Annotated in this window: 14 protein-coding genes; 6 read left to right on the top strand and 8 right to left on the bottom strand. The window is 62.0% G+C overall.

Annotated features, from left to right (window positions below):
* Nucleotides 1-24: 24 nt before the first annotated feature.
* Complete coding sequence (locus tag J3O30_RS05805; protein ID WP_207583308.1) at nucleotides 25-948, bottom strand: AraC family transcriptional regulator; 924 nt, start codon at nucleotides 946-948, stop codon at nucleotides 25-27.
* An 80-nt stretch (nucleotides 949-1,028) separates the two neighbouring features.
* Here J3O30_RS05805 and J3O30_RS05800 point away from each other — a divergent pair, with 80 nt between their 5' ends.
* Nucleotides 1,029-1,856, top strand: a complete 828-nt coding sequence (locus J3O30_RS05800; protein ID WP_207583307.1) for an oxidoreductase — start codon at nucleotides 1,029-1,031, stop codon at nucleotides 1,854-1,856.
* Between the two features lie 52 nt (nucleotides 1,857-1,908).
* On the opposite strand, the gene J3O30_RS05795 is transcribed toward J3O30_RS05800, so the two are convergent.
* The 6 genes from J3O30_RS05795 to J3O30_RS05770 all read right to left on the bottom strand — a co-directional run bounded on the left by J3O30_RS05795 (nucleotide 1,909) and on the right by J3O30_RS05770 (nucleotide 9,197).
* Nucleotides 1,909-2,730, bottom strand: a complete 822-nt coding sequence (locus tag J3O30_RS05795) for an oxidoreductase (RefSeq protein WP_207583306.1) — start codon at nucleotides 2,728-2,730, stop codon at nucleotides 1,909-1,911.
* Between the two features lie 276 nt (nucleotides 2,731-3,006).
* On the bottom strand, nucleotides 3,007-3,753 hold the full coding sequence (locus J3O30_RS05790) for an NAD(P)-binding domain-containing protein (RefSeq protein ID WP_207583305.1): 747 nt from the start codon (nucleotides 3,751-3,753) through the stop codon (nucleotides 3,007-3,009).
* Nucleotides 3,754-3,789: 36 nt separating this feature from the next.
* Complete coding sequence (locus J3O30_RS05785; protein ID WP_207583304.1) at nucleotides 3,790-4,233, bottom strand: MarR family transcriptional regulator; 444 nt, start codon at nucleotides 4,231-4,233, stop codon at nucleotides 3,790-3,792.
* A gap of 76 nt (nucleotides 4,234-4,309) precedes the next feature.
* Nucleotides 4,310-4,954 (bottom strand): TetR family transcriptional regulator, encoded by a 645-nt coding sequence (locus J3O30_RS05780; RefSeq protein WP_207583303.1) that lies wholly within the window; start codon nucleotides 4,952-4,954, stop codon nucleotides 4,310-4,312.
* A 17-nt stretch (nucleotides 4,955-4,971) separates the two neighbouring features.
* On the bottom strand, nucleotides 4,972-8,082 hold the full coding sequence (locus J3O30_RS05775) for an efflux RND transporter permease subunit (protein WP_207583302.1): 3,111 nt from the start codon (nucleotides 8,080-8,082) through the stop codon (nucleotides 4,972-4,974).
* Complete coding sequence (locus J3O30_RS05770; protein ID WP_207583301.1) at nucleotides 8,082-9,197, bottom strand: efflux RND transporter periplasmic adaptor subunit; 1,116 nt, start codon at nucleotides 9,195-9,197, stop codon at nucleotides 8,082-8,084. The genes J3O30_RS05775 and J3O30_RS05770 overlap by 1 nt, the downstream gene beginning before the upstream one ends.
* 98 nt (nucleotides 9,198-9,295) lie before the next feature.
* Between J3O30_RS05770 and J3O30_RS05765 the strand changes: the two genes are divergently transcribed.
* Nucleotides 9,296-9,883 carry a TetR/AcrR family transcriptional regulator gene (locus tag J3O30_RS05765; protein ID WP_207583300.1) on the top strand — a complete coding sequence of 196 codons (588 nt, stop codon included), beginning with the start codon at nucleotides 9,296-9,298 and terminating at the stop codon, nucleotides 9,881-9,883.
* Nucleotides 9,884-9,907: 24 nt separating this feature from the next.
* On the opposite strand, the gene J3O30_RS33095 is transcribed toward J3O30_RS05765, so the two are convergent.
* Nucleotides 9,908-10,318, bottom strand: coding sequence for a porin (locus tag J3O30_RS33095; protein ID WP_246762725.1), 411 nt, complete (start codon nucleotides 10,316-10,318; stop codon nucleotides 9,908-9,910).
* Between the two features lie 87 nt (nucleotides 10,319-10,405).
* Here J3O30_RS33095 and J3O30_RS05755 point away from each other — a divergent pair, with 87 nt between their 5' ends.
* From J3O30_RS05755 to J3O30_RS05740, 4 genes are all read left to right on the top strand, one after another.
* Nucleotides 10,406-10,996 carry a TetR/AcrR family transcriptional regulator gene (locus J3O30_RS05755; RefSeq protein ID WP_207583299.1) on the top strand — a complete coding sequence of 197 codons (591 nt, stop codon included), beginning with the start codon at nucleotides 10,406-10,408 and terminating at the stop codon, nucleotides 10,994-10,996.
* Nucleotides 10,997-11,068: 72 nt separating this feature from the next.
* Entirely contained in the window at nucleotides 11,069-11,698 is a 630-nt protein-coding gene (locus J3O30_RS05750) for a hypothetical protein (RefSeq protein WP_207583298.1), read from the top strand.
* Nucleotides 11,699-11,773: 75 nt separating this feature from the next.
* Nucleotides 11,774-12,346 (top strand): DUF308 domain-containing protein, encoded by a 573-nt coding sequence (locus J3O30_RS05745; protein ID WP_207583297.1) that lies wholly within the window; start codon nucleotides 11,774-11,776, stop codon nucleotides 12,344-12,346.
* 738 nt (nucleotides 12,347-13,084) lie between these two features.
* Nucleotides 13,085-14,068: a phosphotransferase gene (locus J3O30_RS05740; RefSeq protein ID WP_207583296.1), complete on the top strand. Its 984-nt coding sequence runs from the start codon at nucleotides 13,085-13,087 to the stop codon at nucleotides 14,066-14,068.
* Nucleotides 14,069-14,145: the final 77 nt, after the last annotated feature.

The following is a 14,145-nucleotide window of genomic DNA, read 5'->3' as shown; positions in this document are numbered from 1 at the left end:
CTCCTGCCCCACCCCCAGTGATCCTCACCCCACCTCGCCCAGATGGCGTTGGACCCACTTTGTCTCTTCCGATGCGGTGCGGCCGAAATGGCGTTTGAAGTCGCGGCTGAATTGGGCCGGGCTGGCGTAGCCGACGGAGGCTGCGACCTCGGCGATCGTGCGCGTCTGGCGGGCGATCATCAACCGTGCTTCGTGGAGGCGGATCGCTTTGACATATTGCATCGGGCTGCTGCCGGTCAGTTCCTTGAAGTGGACATGGTAGGAGGGAATGCTCATGCCCACCTCCTTGGCCAGATCGGCGACCGCGATCTCGCAGCCAAAGTTTTCCCGCAACCAGGCGAGGCTCCGGATGATTTTTCCGGATCTGCCTTTCTGCTGCAGCGCCGCGATCATCGCGCCGCCTTGCGGCCCGACCAGCACCCGGTAGTGCAGTTCACGCAGCAGGCCGGCGCCGAGCACGGCAATGTCGGCGGTGCTGCGAAGCGCCACTAAGAGGCGCAGCAGGACATCCTCGATATCGCCGGCCATCCGGCTCGACACCAGGCTTCTCGGCGCGTCGCTTCTCAGTTCGGCGTGTTTTTCCATCTGCAGGGCGATCTCGGCCGCCATCTGCATATCGAACTCGACATAGACGGCCAGCAATGGCCGCTCGGCACTGGCGGTCGACTTCATCCGGAAGGGAACGGGCAGCGAAACCGCCAGATAGTGGTCTTCATCGTAAGTGAAGACTTCCCCTTCGAGGATGCCCTGCTTGCTGCCCTGCAGGACGAACACCGCGCCTGGCTTATAGAGCACGGGCACGTCGTCGAGCACCGCTTCGGTCCGCAAGATGCGGACGTAGCCAAGCGCCATCGGATTGTAACCATGGCGGGGCGCGAGCGCTGCGGCCAGCTCGACCATTTCTCGCCGCCTCGACGGGTTTCGATCGTTGATAGGATTTGGCAACATATTCAAACAATCCGCCATCGAAGCACCGATCGCTTCATATTATTTGTCAAACACCCGCAATCAAGGAGTGTTTGCAGATCATGTCGAAAAAGACCTTCTTCATCACCGGCGCCAATTCCGGCTTCGGGCTGGCCATTGCGACGGCGGCGGTCGCGGCCGGCCACAGGGTGATTGGCACCGTTCGCTCGGAGGCCTCACGCGCAGCGCTCGCCGCAGCCCTGCCTGCCCTGCGGCCGGTCCTCTGCGATGTCACCGAGTTCGACCGTATCGCTGACGTGGTCGGCCAGGCGGAGGACGCGCATGGGCCGGTCGACGTGCTGATCAACAATGCCGGCTACGGCCATGAGGGCGTGCTCGAGGAGTCGCCGATCGAAGAGATGCGGCGTCAGTTCGAGGTGAATGTCTTCGGCGCGGTGGCGGTGGCCAAGGCGTTTCTTCCGAGGTTCCGCGCCCGACGCAAGGGGTTCATCGTCAACGTCACCTCGATGGGCGGGATGATCACCATGCCCGGCATCGGCTATTACTGCGGCAGCAAGTTTGCGCTGCAAGGCATATCGGAGGTGATGCGCTCGGAAATGGCGCCGTTCGATGTGCATGTGACGACGCTCTGCCCCGGCTCGTTCCGAACCGACTGGGCCGGTCGATCGATGGTCCGCACGGAGCGGACGATCGCCGATTACGATGGCCTGTTCGATCCGATCCGCCAGGCGCGGCAGGCGGTCAGCGGCAAGCAGCTCGGCGATCCCGCCAAACTGGCCGCCGCCGTCCTGGCGCTGGTGGAATCCGACACGCCACCGCCGCAACTTCTGCTCGGCAGCGATGCGCTGAAGCATGTGACGGGCAGGATCGCCCGCCTTAGCCACGAGATCGAGGCGTGGAAGCCTGTCACCCTCTCGACCGATGGGTGACAGGAAGGAAGGCGGCAAGTGCACCCGGCGCCCCGGATATTTGGGCCAAGACTTACGACGCCTTGCGCTTTGCGAAGCCGAATGTCTTTCGCAGACTGCTGTCGACCGCGTTTGCCGGCATGAACCGGCGCAGCCGGCTGAGAAGCGTCGCCTGGCCACCGGCCGGTTGACGCATTTTGTATGGACCGTTGATTGCGGCGAGGATTTTCTCGGCGACTGCCAGTGGCGACGGCGCGGTTTTGATCTGGGCCTGTACCGCCTTGATGGTCGCGTCGGCCTGCGTGGCGTAAGCGCCCAGGGGCGCTGCGGTTTGGGCCGCGTTTACATCGAGCTTGGTGTTGGTAAAGGTCGGTTCAACCAGCACGACGCGCACGTTGAACTCTCGGATCTCATGGTCCAGCGACTCCGACAGTCCTTCGAGTGCATGCTTGCTGCTGGCATATAATCCCATGAACGGGGCCGGCAGGAAGCCGAGGACCGAGCTGATATTGATGATCAGACCGCTCCGAGCGGCGCGCATGGAGGGCAAGGCCGCGCGGATCATGCGCAGAGGGCCGAAAACATTGGTATCGAAGACCGCTTGAGCTTCGGCAGGCGACGTGTTCTCGACCGGGCCGACCAGCGAAACGCCGGCATTGTTGATCAGGATGTCGATCCTGCCTGCCTCGGACAAAACCCATTGAACGAAATCGGAGACCGAGGCGTCATCGGTCACGTCGGCAGTCCCATAACGCACGCCGGGAATGGCATTGACGCGCTGCGGGTTACGCACGCCGCCAAACACCTGGAAGCCGTTTTGGGCAAGAAGACGGGCCGACGCTTCGCCTATTCCGGAGGATGCCCCGGTGATGACGACAACTTTATTTTGAGACATGGATGCTCCTGGTTGGGCGCGAGTGGTTGATTGCGGGCTTCGCTAGAAAGGTCGGACTTTTCACCCTGTCGGCAAAGGACAGCAGAACCTGGCATCCAAGCGCGTAAGATTTCGATCGACATCTATCTACACTTTAGATGTCAATCGAAATATAAAATCAAGCACTTTTTGCTTTACGGAGATTTTTTTCGGTGATCACGCCTCCGGACGCGCCGGGGCATAACGCCGAGCCCGTGCGGCCCGCCGAGGTGACCAAGCAGCACGAGCCTCACGAACTCAGGATTTCGGAGCGGCAGTCCCGGCTCGGTTTCGAGCGACCATTTCGTCGTGGGTCAGGCTCGTGCCTGCCGCGAAGAATTCCTTGATCAGGGCGTCGCGATGATCGGCTGCGCGGGATCGATCCGCCGATCGCAGCGCCTCTTCCAGCTCACTTGCTGCAAGCTCGGTGCAATAGGCTGGGTTGCCGGGCTGCTGACGCCAGGACTCCGCCAGCCCTCCTGCATCCAGCGCATTAAAGCCGGTGGCCTCAACCAGCTCCATGGCAGTCGCCTTGGCTTCCGGAGCATCGCCTGCAACCGGAATGGCGATGCGTCCATCCGTGCCGTCAGGCCGCCCCTTCTCCGAGAGCGTTGCCGCCAGTACGGCATTCCACGCCTTGACGACGGGTCGGCCGATTTGCCCGCTCACCCAAACGCTTTCGGGCATCCCGCCATCGACGTCCGCGATCGCACCGTCGCGAAACGGATAATAGTTTGACGTATCGATCACCACGACCTCTTTGGGTACGTCATTGAAGAGCCCACCGAGATCGCGACAGCTTGCGAATGGGATCGAAAGAACCACCACCTCGACGCCCCGGACGGCTTCTTCCTTCGAAACGGCGGCCGCTCCGATATCGCCGGCAAGATCGCGGATGGTGTCCGGCCCCTTCGAATTGGCGAGCTTGACCTCATGGCCGCCGGCGGCGAATTTTCTCGCCAGCGTCGCGCCGATATTTCCAGCGCCGATGATCCCGATCTTCATGGGATGTCCTTTCTCTGATGTGGAGGGACGCCCGGCTCAATCGCGGGCGGGGCGAGCGAATGCGTGCAGCGTGTCGCGCAGATCGGCCAGCCCCTCGTCCGCGAGCTGGCAGGCGGTTTTGATCTTGTCGGTGACGGCCCAAAGTTCCTCGCGCAGGGATTCACCGGCTTTGGTCAGATGGATGAGCACCCGCCGCTCGTCATGGTGATCGCGCGTCCGGGTCACCGTGCCGGCCGATTCCAGACGCTTCAGCAGCGGCGTGATCGTTCCGGTGTCCATATCGAGCTTTAAACCCAACTCTCCAACGGCGCGGGGCGTACCGCTATAAAGTTCAAGCATCACCAGGTATTGCGGGAATGTCAGGCCGAGCGGCTGCAAAAATGGCTTGTGAAGGCGCGCCATCCGATTGGCGGCGCCATAAAGCGCAAACGAAAGTTGGGTGCCGACCGCGCGGCGGGATGCGATCTCGTTGTTCGACATGGCTTCATCTAGTGTGCATTTATCTAGTGTGCTAGATAATGGCTTTATCGGAAAGAACAAGGCCGGCAGCGCTAAATTACGCGCTGATCCCTTTCGGTGACGTCGCGCGGTCTGACGTGCCGAGCGCTGTCAGGATGAAGCGGATTTGGGCATGGACGCTGACTGCGGTCGCCTCACCCTCCTGAACGCGCTGCTCGACCAGAACCGGATGGAAGAACGGCAGGAAGGCGGTGATGATGCCGCGCGCGGCTTCGTCGGCGTCTTCAACCTTGAACTCGCCTGTCTGCACACCCTCGCGGACAAGCGCTTTGAGGATTGCCAGGATCTGCTCATTATGGGCGTTGATGGTTGCCCAACTTCCATCCGCGGCGGCGACGAGCAACTGGTGCATGGGTCTATCCTCCACCAGCCTTCTCGCGCTGTGCCCATGAATGGCGGTCAAGAGATCCGCCAGCTTTTTGCTCGCCGGCGCATCGGTTTGTGCGATTGCCAGAGCGATTTCAGCAACCTCTTTGACCACCAGCCCGCAGACGGAACTGTTGATTGCCGTCCTCGAGGGAAAGAAGCGATAGATATTGGCGCGGCTCATGCCGAGTTCGGCGGCGATGTCGGCGACCGACGTCTTATGATAGCCGATCCGCCGAAAATACCTTTCCGCCACTTCGAGTATCCGCGTCCGCGACTGCTCGAGGTCAGTTGCTGTCGGATCCGCAAAAGTCATGACCGCCTCCGGAGATATCACTCGGCAGCCATTGCCGTCGGTAACTCCACCGCCTTCGGTGAATTTTCATGGCTCTCGTTTTTTGTCGGCTTGATGCGGAACCAGATGGCGTAGAGAGCGGGAAGGAAGAGCAGGATCATCACCGTGCCGACCGCCGTTCCGCCGATCAGCGTGTAGGCCATCGACCCCCAGAACACCGAGTGCGTGAGAGGAATGAAGGCAAGCACGGCGGCAAGGGCGGTCAGGATCACCGGTCGCGTCCGCTGCACCGTCGCTTCGATGACGGCGTGATAATCGTCGAGACCGGCTGCCTTATTGTCCTTGATCTGTTCGGTCAGGATCAAGGTGTTGCGCATCAGGATGCCGGCCAGCCCGATCAATCCGAGAATGGCATTGAAGCCGAAGGGCTTGTCGAAGAGCAGCAGAACCGGAACCGCTCCGGCAAGACCGAGAGGCCCCGTCAGCATGACCATGGTCATCGTCGCCAGGCTACGGACCTGCAGCACGATAACGATCAGCATGGCGGCAATCATCATCGGGAAGATTTTCACCAGGGCGTCGTTGGCCTTGGTTGATTCCTCGATGTTGCCGCCCATCTCGATCCGATATCCGACAGGAAGCGAGGCAATCAGCGGCTGAAGCGCCTTCATGACCTGCTCCGAGACTTCAGGCGGCTGCGACGCCTCGCTGATATCGGAACGGATGGTGATGACAGGCGTACGATCGCGGCGTTTCAGGATCGGTTCTTCAAACCGGATTTCCGAGTGGCCGATCTGATCGAGCGGAACCTGTCGCCCATCCCGGCTCATCAGCGAGAAGTCTGCCAATCTGGACGGATCGAGCCGGTTGCCGCCGGCACTGCGGGCAACGACAGGCACGTTGCGGATATTCTCGCGAACCTCGGTGATCGGAACTCCGCTCAGCAGCAATTGCAGCTGTTGGGCCGCCTCGGCCGGCGACAGGCCGATCAGGTTCAGCCGATCCTGATCGGGAACGAAGCGCAACACCGGCGTGCGGTTGCCCCAATCGCGGTTTGCCTGGCGCACATCCGGCACGCTCTTCATGATATCGAGGGCTTTGTCGGAGATCTGGTACAGTTGCTGCGGATCCGGGCCGGTGATCCGGAATTCGACCGGAAACGGCGTGTAAGGACCGAAGACCAGCTGCGTGACGCGGACATAGGCTTCAGGGGCGAGCCCGTCCGAAACGGCGGCGCGCAGGCGAAGCTTCAAGTCCTCGCGTGTGTGAGCGTCAGGGGTCAGCACGACGATCTTGGCGAAGGACGGGTCCGGCAATTCCGGCGCCATGGCAAAGAAGAAGCGGGGAGCGCCCTGACCGACATAGCTGGTGACGGTCTTTGCCTCCGGCTGCTTCTGCAGCCAGTCTTCAAGCTTCTCAACCGTTGAAGTCGTCGTCTCGATGCTGGTGCCTTCGGGCATGCGGACTTCGACGAGGACTTCGGGACGGTCCGAGGTCGGGAAGAACTGCTTTTTCACCGATCCCATTCCAACGACGGAGGCCCCCATGGCGATGGCGACCACCACACAGGTGACGAACTTGTGGCGCACGGTGAACTCGATAACCCGCCGCAGGCGCCGGTAGTTCGGGGTGTTGTAGATGGCGTGATGGCCACCTTCGACCGGCTTGATCGCCGGCAGCATCTTGACGCCGAGATAGGGCGTGAAGGTTACCGCGACAATCCAGGAGACGATCAGGGCAAAGCCGACGACCCAGAAGATGTTGCCGGCATATTCGCCGGCGGTCGACCGGGCAAAGCCGACCGGCATCAACCCGATGATCGTCACCAGCGTGCCCGACAGCATCGGGGCCGCGGTATGGCTCCAGGCATAGGCTGCCGCCTTGATGCGATCCATCCCCTCCTCCATCTTCACCACCATCACCTCGATGGCGATGATGGCGTCGTCGACCAGGAGGCCAAGCGCCAGGATGAGCGCACCAAGGGTGATGCGATCGAAGAACCGGCCGGTTTCCAGCATGATGAGGAAGACGACGGCAAGGGTGAGCGGAACGGCCAGGGCGACGACGATGCCGACACGCCAGCCGAGCGCAATCAGGCTGACGAACAACACGACGCCGAGCGCCATGGCGAATTTCAGCATGAACTCGCCGACGGCTTCGTCGATGTTGACGGCCTGGTCGCTGACCTTGGCGAGCGTCATGCCGAGCGGCAAGGTCTTTGCGATGGCGACGGATCTTTCTTCCAGCGCCTTGCCGAGGTCCAGACCGTTCCAGCCCTGTTGCATCACCGCGGCGAGCATGATGGCGGGTTCGCCGTCATGGCGAATGAGATAGGTGGCCGGATCTTGATAACCGCGCCGCACTTCGGCAAAATCCGAGAGCTTCAAGGTGCGTCCGGCCGCAGCGATCGGCGTGTCTGATATCGCCTGGATGCTGTCATAGGCGCCGTCGAAGCGAATGAACACCTGGGGCCCACGCGTATCGATCGATCCGGCCGGCGTCAGGGTGTTTTGCCGCTGCAAGGCGGCCGCGATGTCCTGTGCCGAAATGCCGAGGGTGGCGAGCTTGGCATAGGAGAACTCGACGAAGATCTGTTCGGGCCGCTCTCCGAGGATGTTGATCTTCTTGACGCCAGGCACATGCAGGAGATCCTGGCGGATCACCTCGGCCTGGCGCACAAGCTCGCGCATCGGCATGCCCTTGGCCTTCAGCGCATAAAGCCCGAAGCTGACATCGGAATACTCGTCGTTGACAAAGGGACCGAGCACGCCCCTGGGCAGGTTGCGGGCCTCGTCTCCAAGCTTCTTTCGAGCCTGATAGAATTCCTCCTCGACGGCCGTGGCCGGCGTACTGTCCTTCAAGGTGACGGTCAAAAAGGCGTAGCCGGGCCGCGTTGTCGTCTCGACACGATCGTACCAGGTGAGTTCCTGGAGACGTTTTTCGAGCGGCTCGGCGACCAGATCCTGCATTTCGCGCGCTGTCGCGCCCGGCCACACCGTTGTCACGGTCAGGGTCTTGATGGTGAAGGACGGGTCCTCGGCGCGCCCAAGCTTGACGAAGGCATAGGCCCCGGCGGCGGCGAGCAGTACGATGAAGAACAGGGTGACGGCCCGCTCGCGAACGGCGAGCGCGGAAAGATTGAAGTTCATCAGTTTGCCGCCTCTGCCTGTTCCACCTTGGCGCGCACGCTGGCGCCGTCCTGCAGCAGATGGGCGCCGAGAGCGACGACCGGCTCGCCTGATTTGACGCTGGAAACCACCGCCACCTCCTCACCCATCTGTTCGATTTTCACCTGCCGGAAGTGGACGGTCGACGATGTCTGATCGAAGACCCAGACGCCGGTGCGGCTGCCATCGTCCAACACGGCGCCGACCGGCACCGCGGCATGCGATTGGCCGCTGCTGTTGGCGATCCTGATCGTCACCGTCGCGCCCAGCGGCGCTGACGCTGCAGCGCCATCCAGAACCCAGCGTGCCTCATAGGTGCGGGTTTGCGGATCGGCAGCGTCGGAGATCTGGCGCAGCCGCGCCTTGCCCTGTCGGCTTTCGTTTCCGTAGAGACTGGCATCGGCTATCTCGCCGAGCTGCGGCCTGAGGAATTCCGGAAGCCAGACCAGCGCTTCACGCGGGCCGGCCTGTGCGAGCCGGGCCACGGTTTGGCCCGCGGTCACGACCTGCCCCGGCTCGCCCAGCGTTTCGACAACCGTTCCATCGGTATCGGCAACCAGGACGGAATAGGCAGTCTCGTTTTCCGCCACCTTGGCGTCCGCCTCCGCCGCGGCAAGCTGCGCGGTGGCGGTGTCAAGCGCTGCCTTTGCCTGCTCGTAGCGCTGCGGCGTCGCGGCCAATCCGTTTTTCACCAAAGCGGCGTAGCGTCTCTCGTCTGCCTGCGCTTGGGTCAGCACGGCCTCAGCGGCAGCGACCGCGTTTCGTTTCGCCGTCAGGGCGAGCCGCAGATCGGTTTCGTCGATGCGCATCAGCGGCTGACCGGCCTTGACCTGCACGCCGACGTCCACATAACGCTGGACGATCTTGCCGGGCACCCGAAATCCAAGATTGCTTTGTACCCGCGCGGCGATGGTGCCGGTGAAGCTGCGCTCGGCTGTCTCCGGCGTCGTTGCTTCAACCAGCTTGACGAAAGGCGGTGCGGTGCGGGGATCGGCAGCTTGTGCGCTTCCTTGCGAGGACGCCCCGACAAAGAAGTATGCCATGGCGCCGGCAGCTGCCAGCAGGCCGAACGAGGCGAGGAGAATTTTGCGGTTCATGTCGGTAAGCCTTCTTGACCTGCGCAGTGATTAATTTAGATTGCGATCTAACTCTAATTCTGGTATAGATGTCAAATGAAATCTAATTGGAGATCGATATGAGAGTCAGTCGCGCTCAGGCCGAGGCCAATCGTGAGACGGTGATCGATGTCGCAAGCCGGCTCTTCCGCGAGCATGGCTTCGACGGCATCGGCCTGAAGGACCTGATGAAAGGAGCCGGCCTCACCCAAGGCGGGTTCTACAAGCAGTTCGAATCGAAGGATGATCTTGTGGCGCTGGCATCCGGGCGAGCGATGGAGAGCGCGGTGCGCAGATGGTCGAGGGTTGCCGCCGGAAGTCCCAATCCGCTTGAAGCGGTTGTCGATCTCTATCTCTCGCCCGGCCACCGGGAGGAGAAAGGCGATGGTTGTCCCTTGGCGGCGCTCGGCGCCGATGCGGCCCGCCAGAGCGAAGAGGTCCGCGCTCCATTCCAGAACGGCATCGAAGCTCATCTTCAGATTCTCGACGAGTTGATCCCCGCGTCGGACGGCGCAAAACCCTATGACAAAGCCATGGTCATCCTGTCGCTGATGGTGGGCGCCGTCACCATCTCGCGCGTCATGACCGATCAAGGCATGTCGGAGCGTGTGCTCGAAACCGCGACCGATGCGGTCAAACGGATCGCCGGCGAGACAGCGGCGGAATGACATCCCGGTTCTTCGGCTCAGACGTTATTCCAAGCCTTGCAGAGCGCCAGGGTCGCGAACCACTCGCCGATGCGGGGGCGGGCAGCCAATGACGGCGCTCGGTCGTATGGGGAACGTAAAAAGCCCCGCCAACATGGCGAGGCTCTCCGACTGCTGATCTGGCCGACAGTTCATAGAACTTTGCGCCGATACCGAACTTGAGCTCGTGCTGGTCGAGGTCGACATCAACACCCAGAATATCTTTTTGCCGAAGTCGTTGAAGCGATATTCGCCACAGACGAAGATATTGTCGGTGAAGGCAAAGTCGACGCCAGCGCCGACGGTGTAGCCGTTGAACGTTTCCGTTTCCTTGTCGAGGCCCGGCAGGTCGACGTAACCGCGTGGCAGTCCAGCGAGCTGCGCCGAAGACGAGTGCCTTGTCGAAAGCGCAAGCAACACGACAACCAACAGCGCCGGCCCAATCGGTTTAACAACTATCGTTTTCCGCTTGACTGCCTACCTACTGGAAGGTAGAAGCAACCCATGATCAATCTTCTCACGACATCCGATGAGATCCTTGCCTCGGCGCGGGCGCTGATTACCACCGGCGGATATAACGGCTTCAGCTATGCCGATATTGCCGAGGTCGTCGGCATCCGCAAGGCCAGCATCCATCATCATTTTCCCAGCAAGACCGATCTGGTGCGCACACTTATCCAGCGATATCGGGACGATGCCGAGATGGGGGTGGCGGCTCTGGAGCGGAACGTGCAGGACCCGCTCGAGCTCCTCAAAACCTATGCGGGCCATTGGGCCAAGTGCATCGACGATGCCAGCCGGCCGTTTTGCGTCTGCGCGCTGCTGGCGAGCGAACTGCCGGCGTTGCCGCCCGAGGTCGCCGAGGAGGTCAAGGGGTTTTTCCGCTTTCTCTCGGCCTGGCTGACTTCGGTCATGGAACGCGGCGCCAAGACCGGGGCTTTGAGCCTGTCCAGCGAACCCCGCGTCGAGGCCGAAGTGTTCATGGCATCCGTCCATGGCGCCATGCTTTCCGCACGGGCTTACGGGACGCCGGAGGTGTTTCCCACCATTCTGGCCCCGACCCTGCAGCGGCTGTCTCCGACCGTCGCTCGATAAGGTTCCGGGCGGAATGGCCGCCCGGAGTGACAATTCCGGCCTACAAAACTACCAACTAGTAGGAAGAACAAGATGAAAACGAACTTTCTCCCCGCCCTTATGCTCAGCCTCTCGGCGATCTCGTCGGTGGCTCTATCGGCCATGCCTGTCTTCGCTGAGGACCAGAAGGCCGAGCAGATTCACGTCAGAGGCAGCATCGTCAATTACAGCGGCTCGACCCTCACGGTGAAGACGCGCGAAGGGGCGAGCGTCGATGTCACCCTCGCCGACGGCTGGAAACTTGCGGGCGTCGCCAAGGCTGAGGTCACCGACATCAAGCCGGGTGATTTCGTCGGCATCGCCTCGCTGCCGAAAGAGGGCGGCGGTGACGGCGCGCTTGAGGTGCTGATCTTCCCGCCGGCCATGAAAGGCGCCGGTGAAGGCAGCTACGGCTGGGATCTCAAGCCGGACAGCAGCATGACCAATGCCACCGTCGCCGACGCCGTCAAGGGCGTCGACGGCCGGACGGTCACCGTCTCTTATCACGGCAAGGAAAAGAAGATTTCCATTCCGGACGGCACGCCGGTCGTCACCATCGCTCCGGCAACCAAGGATGATCTTGTTGCCGGCGCCGTCGTCTTCGTGCCCGCCGAGAAGGCCGCCGCCGGCACCATCGCCCATCAGGTGCTTGTCGGCAGGAATGGCGTGGTTCCGCCGATGTGAGCCACGCCGTCGCCGGTCGGCCCGGCCGCCCCGGGTCGATCGGCGACCAACAATCCCAAACTCAGGAAAGAACTCATGATGACCTACGATCAAACCACCGTCGCCGCTGGCGACAGGGAACAATGGCTGACGCGGTATTATTTCACCCGCGCAGCGTTTTCTCTCCTCTGGGTCGCAGCCGCCCTGACTGCCGGCCGCCAGTCCTTCTCGGTGGCGGCAGCGCTGCTGATCCTCTACCCGGCCTGGGATGCCGCCGCCAATTTCGTCGATGCTGCTCGACATGGCGGCCTGGCAAATAACCGCAGCCAGGCGATCAACGTCGCCGTCAGCGCAGTGACAACGGCCGCCGTGATCGCCGCGCTGACCATGAGCATGAACTCAGTCCTCGCCGTCTTCGGCCTGTGGGCGATCTTTTCCGGTCTGCTGCAGCTCGGAACGGCCGTTCGCCGCTGGAAGACCAACGGCGGCCAATGGTCGATGATCCTCAGCGGCGGCCAGTCGGCCGTCGCCGGCGCCTTCTTCATCGCCCAGGCGCAAATGCCGGAACCACCATCCATCGCCAACATCGCCGGCTACGCCGGCCTCGGCGCCTTCTATTTCCTGGTCTCGGCGGTATGGCTGGCTGTGACGCAGATGCGGCGGAGATAGCAGGACGCCTCGGCTGTCCGGTTCGCGCCGGCGGTTAAAACAAAGACCAGGCGCGGAGCCACGGCGTCAACAGGACGTGGACCCAAAGCCATCAATCGCCTCCGCCGCCACAACAATCGCTGCGGCAGAATTCAGCGCAGTTGTTCGGCCAGATCGGCAACGCGTTTGTCGAAAGCAGGCCCTCAACCTCCGTCATCCCAGGCCTTGAGCCTGGAATCCATGCCGCAGCTCGTGGAGGCCAAACTGGATCCTCGGGTCAAGCCCGAGGAGGACGGAGGCTGGGGTAAGCTCTCCGGTAAACACAGGATGGCGGACAGAGGAAGCGGCGGATTTTGCTTGGGTCATGCAAAGGCGTCCGCGCTTACGCCGCCAGTCCGTAATCATAAGCCTTGCCCCTCTCCGTTCCCCGCCCGCTCTACCATGCACGTCCCCTCTCCCCATTTTTCGGGAGTTCGAAGGACGGGTCGAGCCACGCCGCGCCAACCGGACCGCCTTGGGCCGGCAGCAGCCACAATTGCCAGTTGCCTTGCCAAGCTCGCGGTCAGCGACAGGCTTTCGCGTCTTATGCTATCTGGTTGTTCCAGAGCGATCAGCGGAAAAGTTCGATTCGAAAGTGGAACGGAATGGGCAAACCGGCGACAGAAGCGTCAAAACGCAGCGAGATCCCGCAGCCCTCACGCGACCTCACGCACCCGAGCATCCCCTCTCAGTTGTCTGCAAAACGCGGGAGCAGCGCCGATGCTCGACTTTGATCCGCTGTATTCGACCCCGCGGGTTGAGGCTGTCAAACAGTTCATCGATCAGCACTATTCGCTTGCCGGGCCGGTCTCTTGCCGAATGCTGCAACGCGGCCTGAACGATGTTTATCTTGTCGTTGGGAGCAACGGCGAGCGTTATGTCTTCCGACTTTCCCATCAGCGGGCGCGGGGTCCGGCCGACGTCAGAACCGAAACGGCTTTCCTCACACATCTCACGCAATCGGCCGTTCCGGTCGCAGCACCGATCCCGACACGCGATGGCGCCCTGTCCCTGCAGGGATATGCGCCGGAGGGTGCGCGCGAGGGGGTGCTCTTCCGGGAGATCGAGGGCCGCAAGCCGCAGGCGGCGGATGCCGGCGATGCCGCCGCCAACGGCAAGACCCTTGCTCTGATGCACAATGCAGCCGAGACATTTTCTCCGGACGGAGCACTCTATCGGCTTGACCTCGAACACCTGCTGTTTCGGCCGCTCGCGCGAATACGCGACAGCGGCATTGTCGAAGACGCCGACGTCCGTAGCGATCTCGAACAGATCGCGGCGCGGACCGCAAAGGCGATCGAAGCCTTCGGAGATCTGACCTGGACCTATTGTCATGGCGATTGTCACGGCTTCAACTCGCGGATCAACGACGCTGGCGAAGCGGTATTTTTCGACTTCGACGACGGCGGCCCGGGGTACCTCGCCTACGACCTCTCAGTCTTTTTGTGGGCGCAAGTCTCCTTCGGCCGGAGCTCGACCGCCATGTGGAACGCCTTCATCGACGGCTATCGCGCCGTCCGGCCGATCACGCCGGACGATTTTGAGGCAGCCCTTCGCTTCGTGATCGTCCGCCACTTCTGGCTGATGGGCGAATATGCCAGCCGGGCACAGGAATGGGGAAGCGAGACCGTCGGCTGGATCGCGCGGGAAGCGGATTTTCTGAAGACCTGGGAGACAGAGCAATTTGTCGATCGTCTGTTCTGAAAGAGGTTCTCGGCCTGGTCAGCAACGATATTGCCAAGTTCCTCGGCTTCAACTAAATTAAGAGCGTACACATCAGG

Origin of the sequence: Rhizobium sp. NZLR1, assembly GCF_017357385.1 — a bacterium.
In the GTDB taxonomy this organism is placed as follows: Bacteria; Pseudomonadota; Alphaproteobacteria; order Rhizobiales; family Rhizobiaceae; genus Rhizobium.
The sequence above is the reverse complement of the archived record's forward strand: the minus strand, read 5'-3'. Positions and strand labels throughout refer to the sequence as shown.

Excerpts from the sequence above, each read along its gene's own strand:
- J3O30_RS05805 (WP_207583308.1), bottom strand. The coding sequence starts at position 948 with ATGTTGCCAAATCCTATCAACGATCGAAACCCGTCGAGGCGGCGAGAA.
- J3O30_RS05800 (WP_207583307.1), top strand. The coding sequence starts at position 1,029 with ATGTCGAAAAAGACCTTCTTCATCACCGGCGCCAATTCCGGCTTCGGG.
- J3O30_RS05795 (WP_207583306.1), bottom strand. The coding sequence starts at position 2,730 with ATGTCTCAAAATAAAGTTGTCGTCATCACCGGGGCATCCTCCGGAATA.
- J3O30_RS05790 (WP_207583305.1), bottom strand. The coding sequence starts at position 3,753 with ATGAAGATCGGGATCATCGGCGCTGGAAATATCGGCGCGACGCTGGCG.
- J3O30_RS05785 (WP_207583304.1), bottom strand. The coding sequence starts at position 4,233 with ATGTCGAACAACGAGATCGCATCCCGCCGCGCGGTCGGCACCCAACTT.
- J3O30_RS05780 (WP_207583303.1), bottom strand. The coding sequence starts at position 4,954 with ATGACTTTTGCGGATCCGACAGCAACTGACCTCGAGCAGTCGCGGACG.
- J3O30_RS05775 (WP_207583302.1), bottom strand. The coding sequence starts at position 8,082 with ATGAACTTCAATCTTTCCGCGCTCGCCGTTCGCGAGCGGGCCGTCACC.
- J3O30_RS05770 (WP_207583301.1), bottom strand. The coding sequence starts at position 9,197 with ATGAACCGCAAAATTCTCCTCGCCTCGTTCGGCCTGCTGGCAGCTGCC.
- J3O30_RS05765 (WP_207583300.1), top strand. The coding sequence starts at position 9,296 with ATGAGAGTCAGTCGCGCTCAGGCCGAGGCCAATCGTGAGACGGTGATC.
- J3O30_RS05755 (WP_207583299.1), top strand. The coding sequence starts at position 10,406 with ATGATCAATCTTCTCACGACATCCGATGAGATCCTTGCCTCGGCGCGG.
- J3O30_RS05750 (WP_207583298.1), top strand. The coding sequence starts at position 11,069 with ATGAAAACGAACTTTCTCCCCGCCCTTATGCTCAGCCTCTCGGCGATC.
- J3O30_RS05745 (WP_207583297.1), top strand. The coding sequence starts at position 11,774 with ATGATGACCTACGATCAAACCACCGTCGCCGCTGGCGACAGGGAACAA.
- J3O30_RS05740 (WP_207583296.1), top strand. The coding sequence starts at position 13,085 with ATGCTCGACTTTGATCCGCTGTATTCGACCCCGCGGGTTGAGGCTGTC.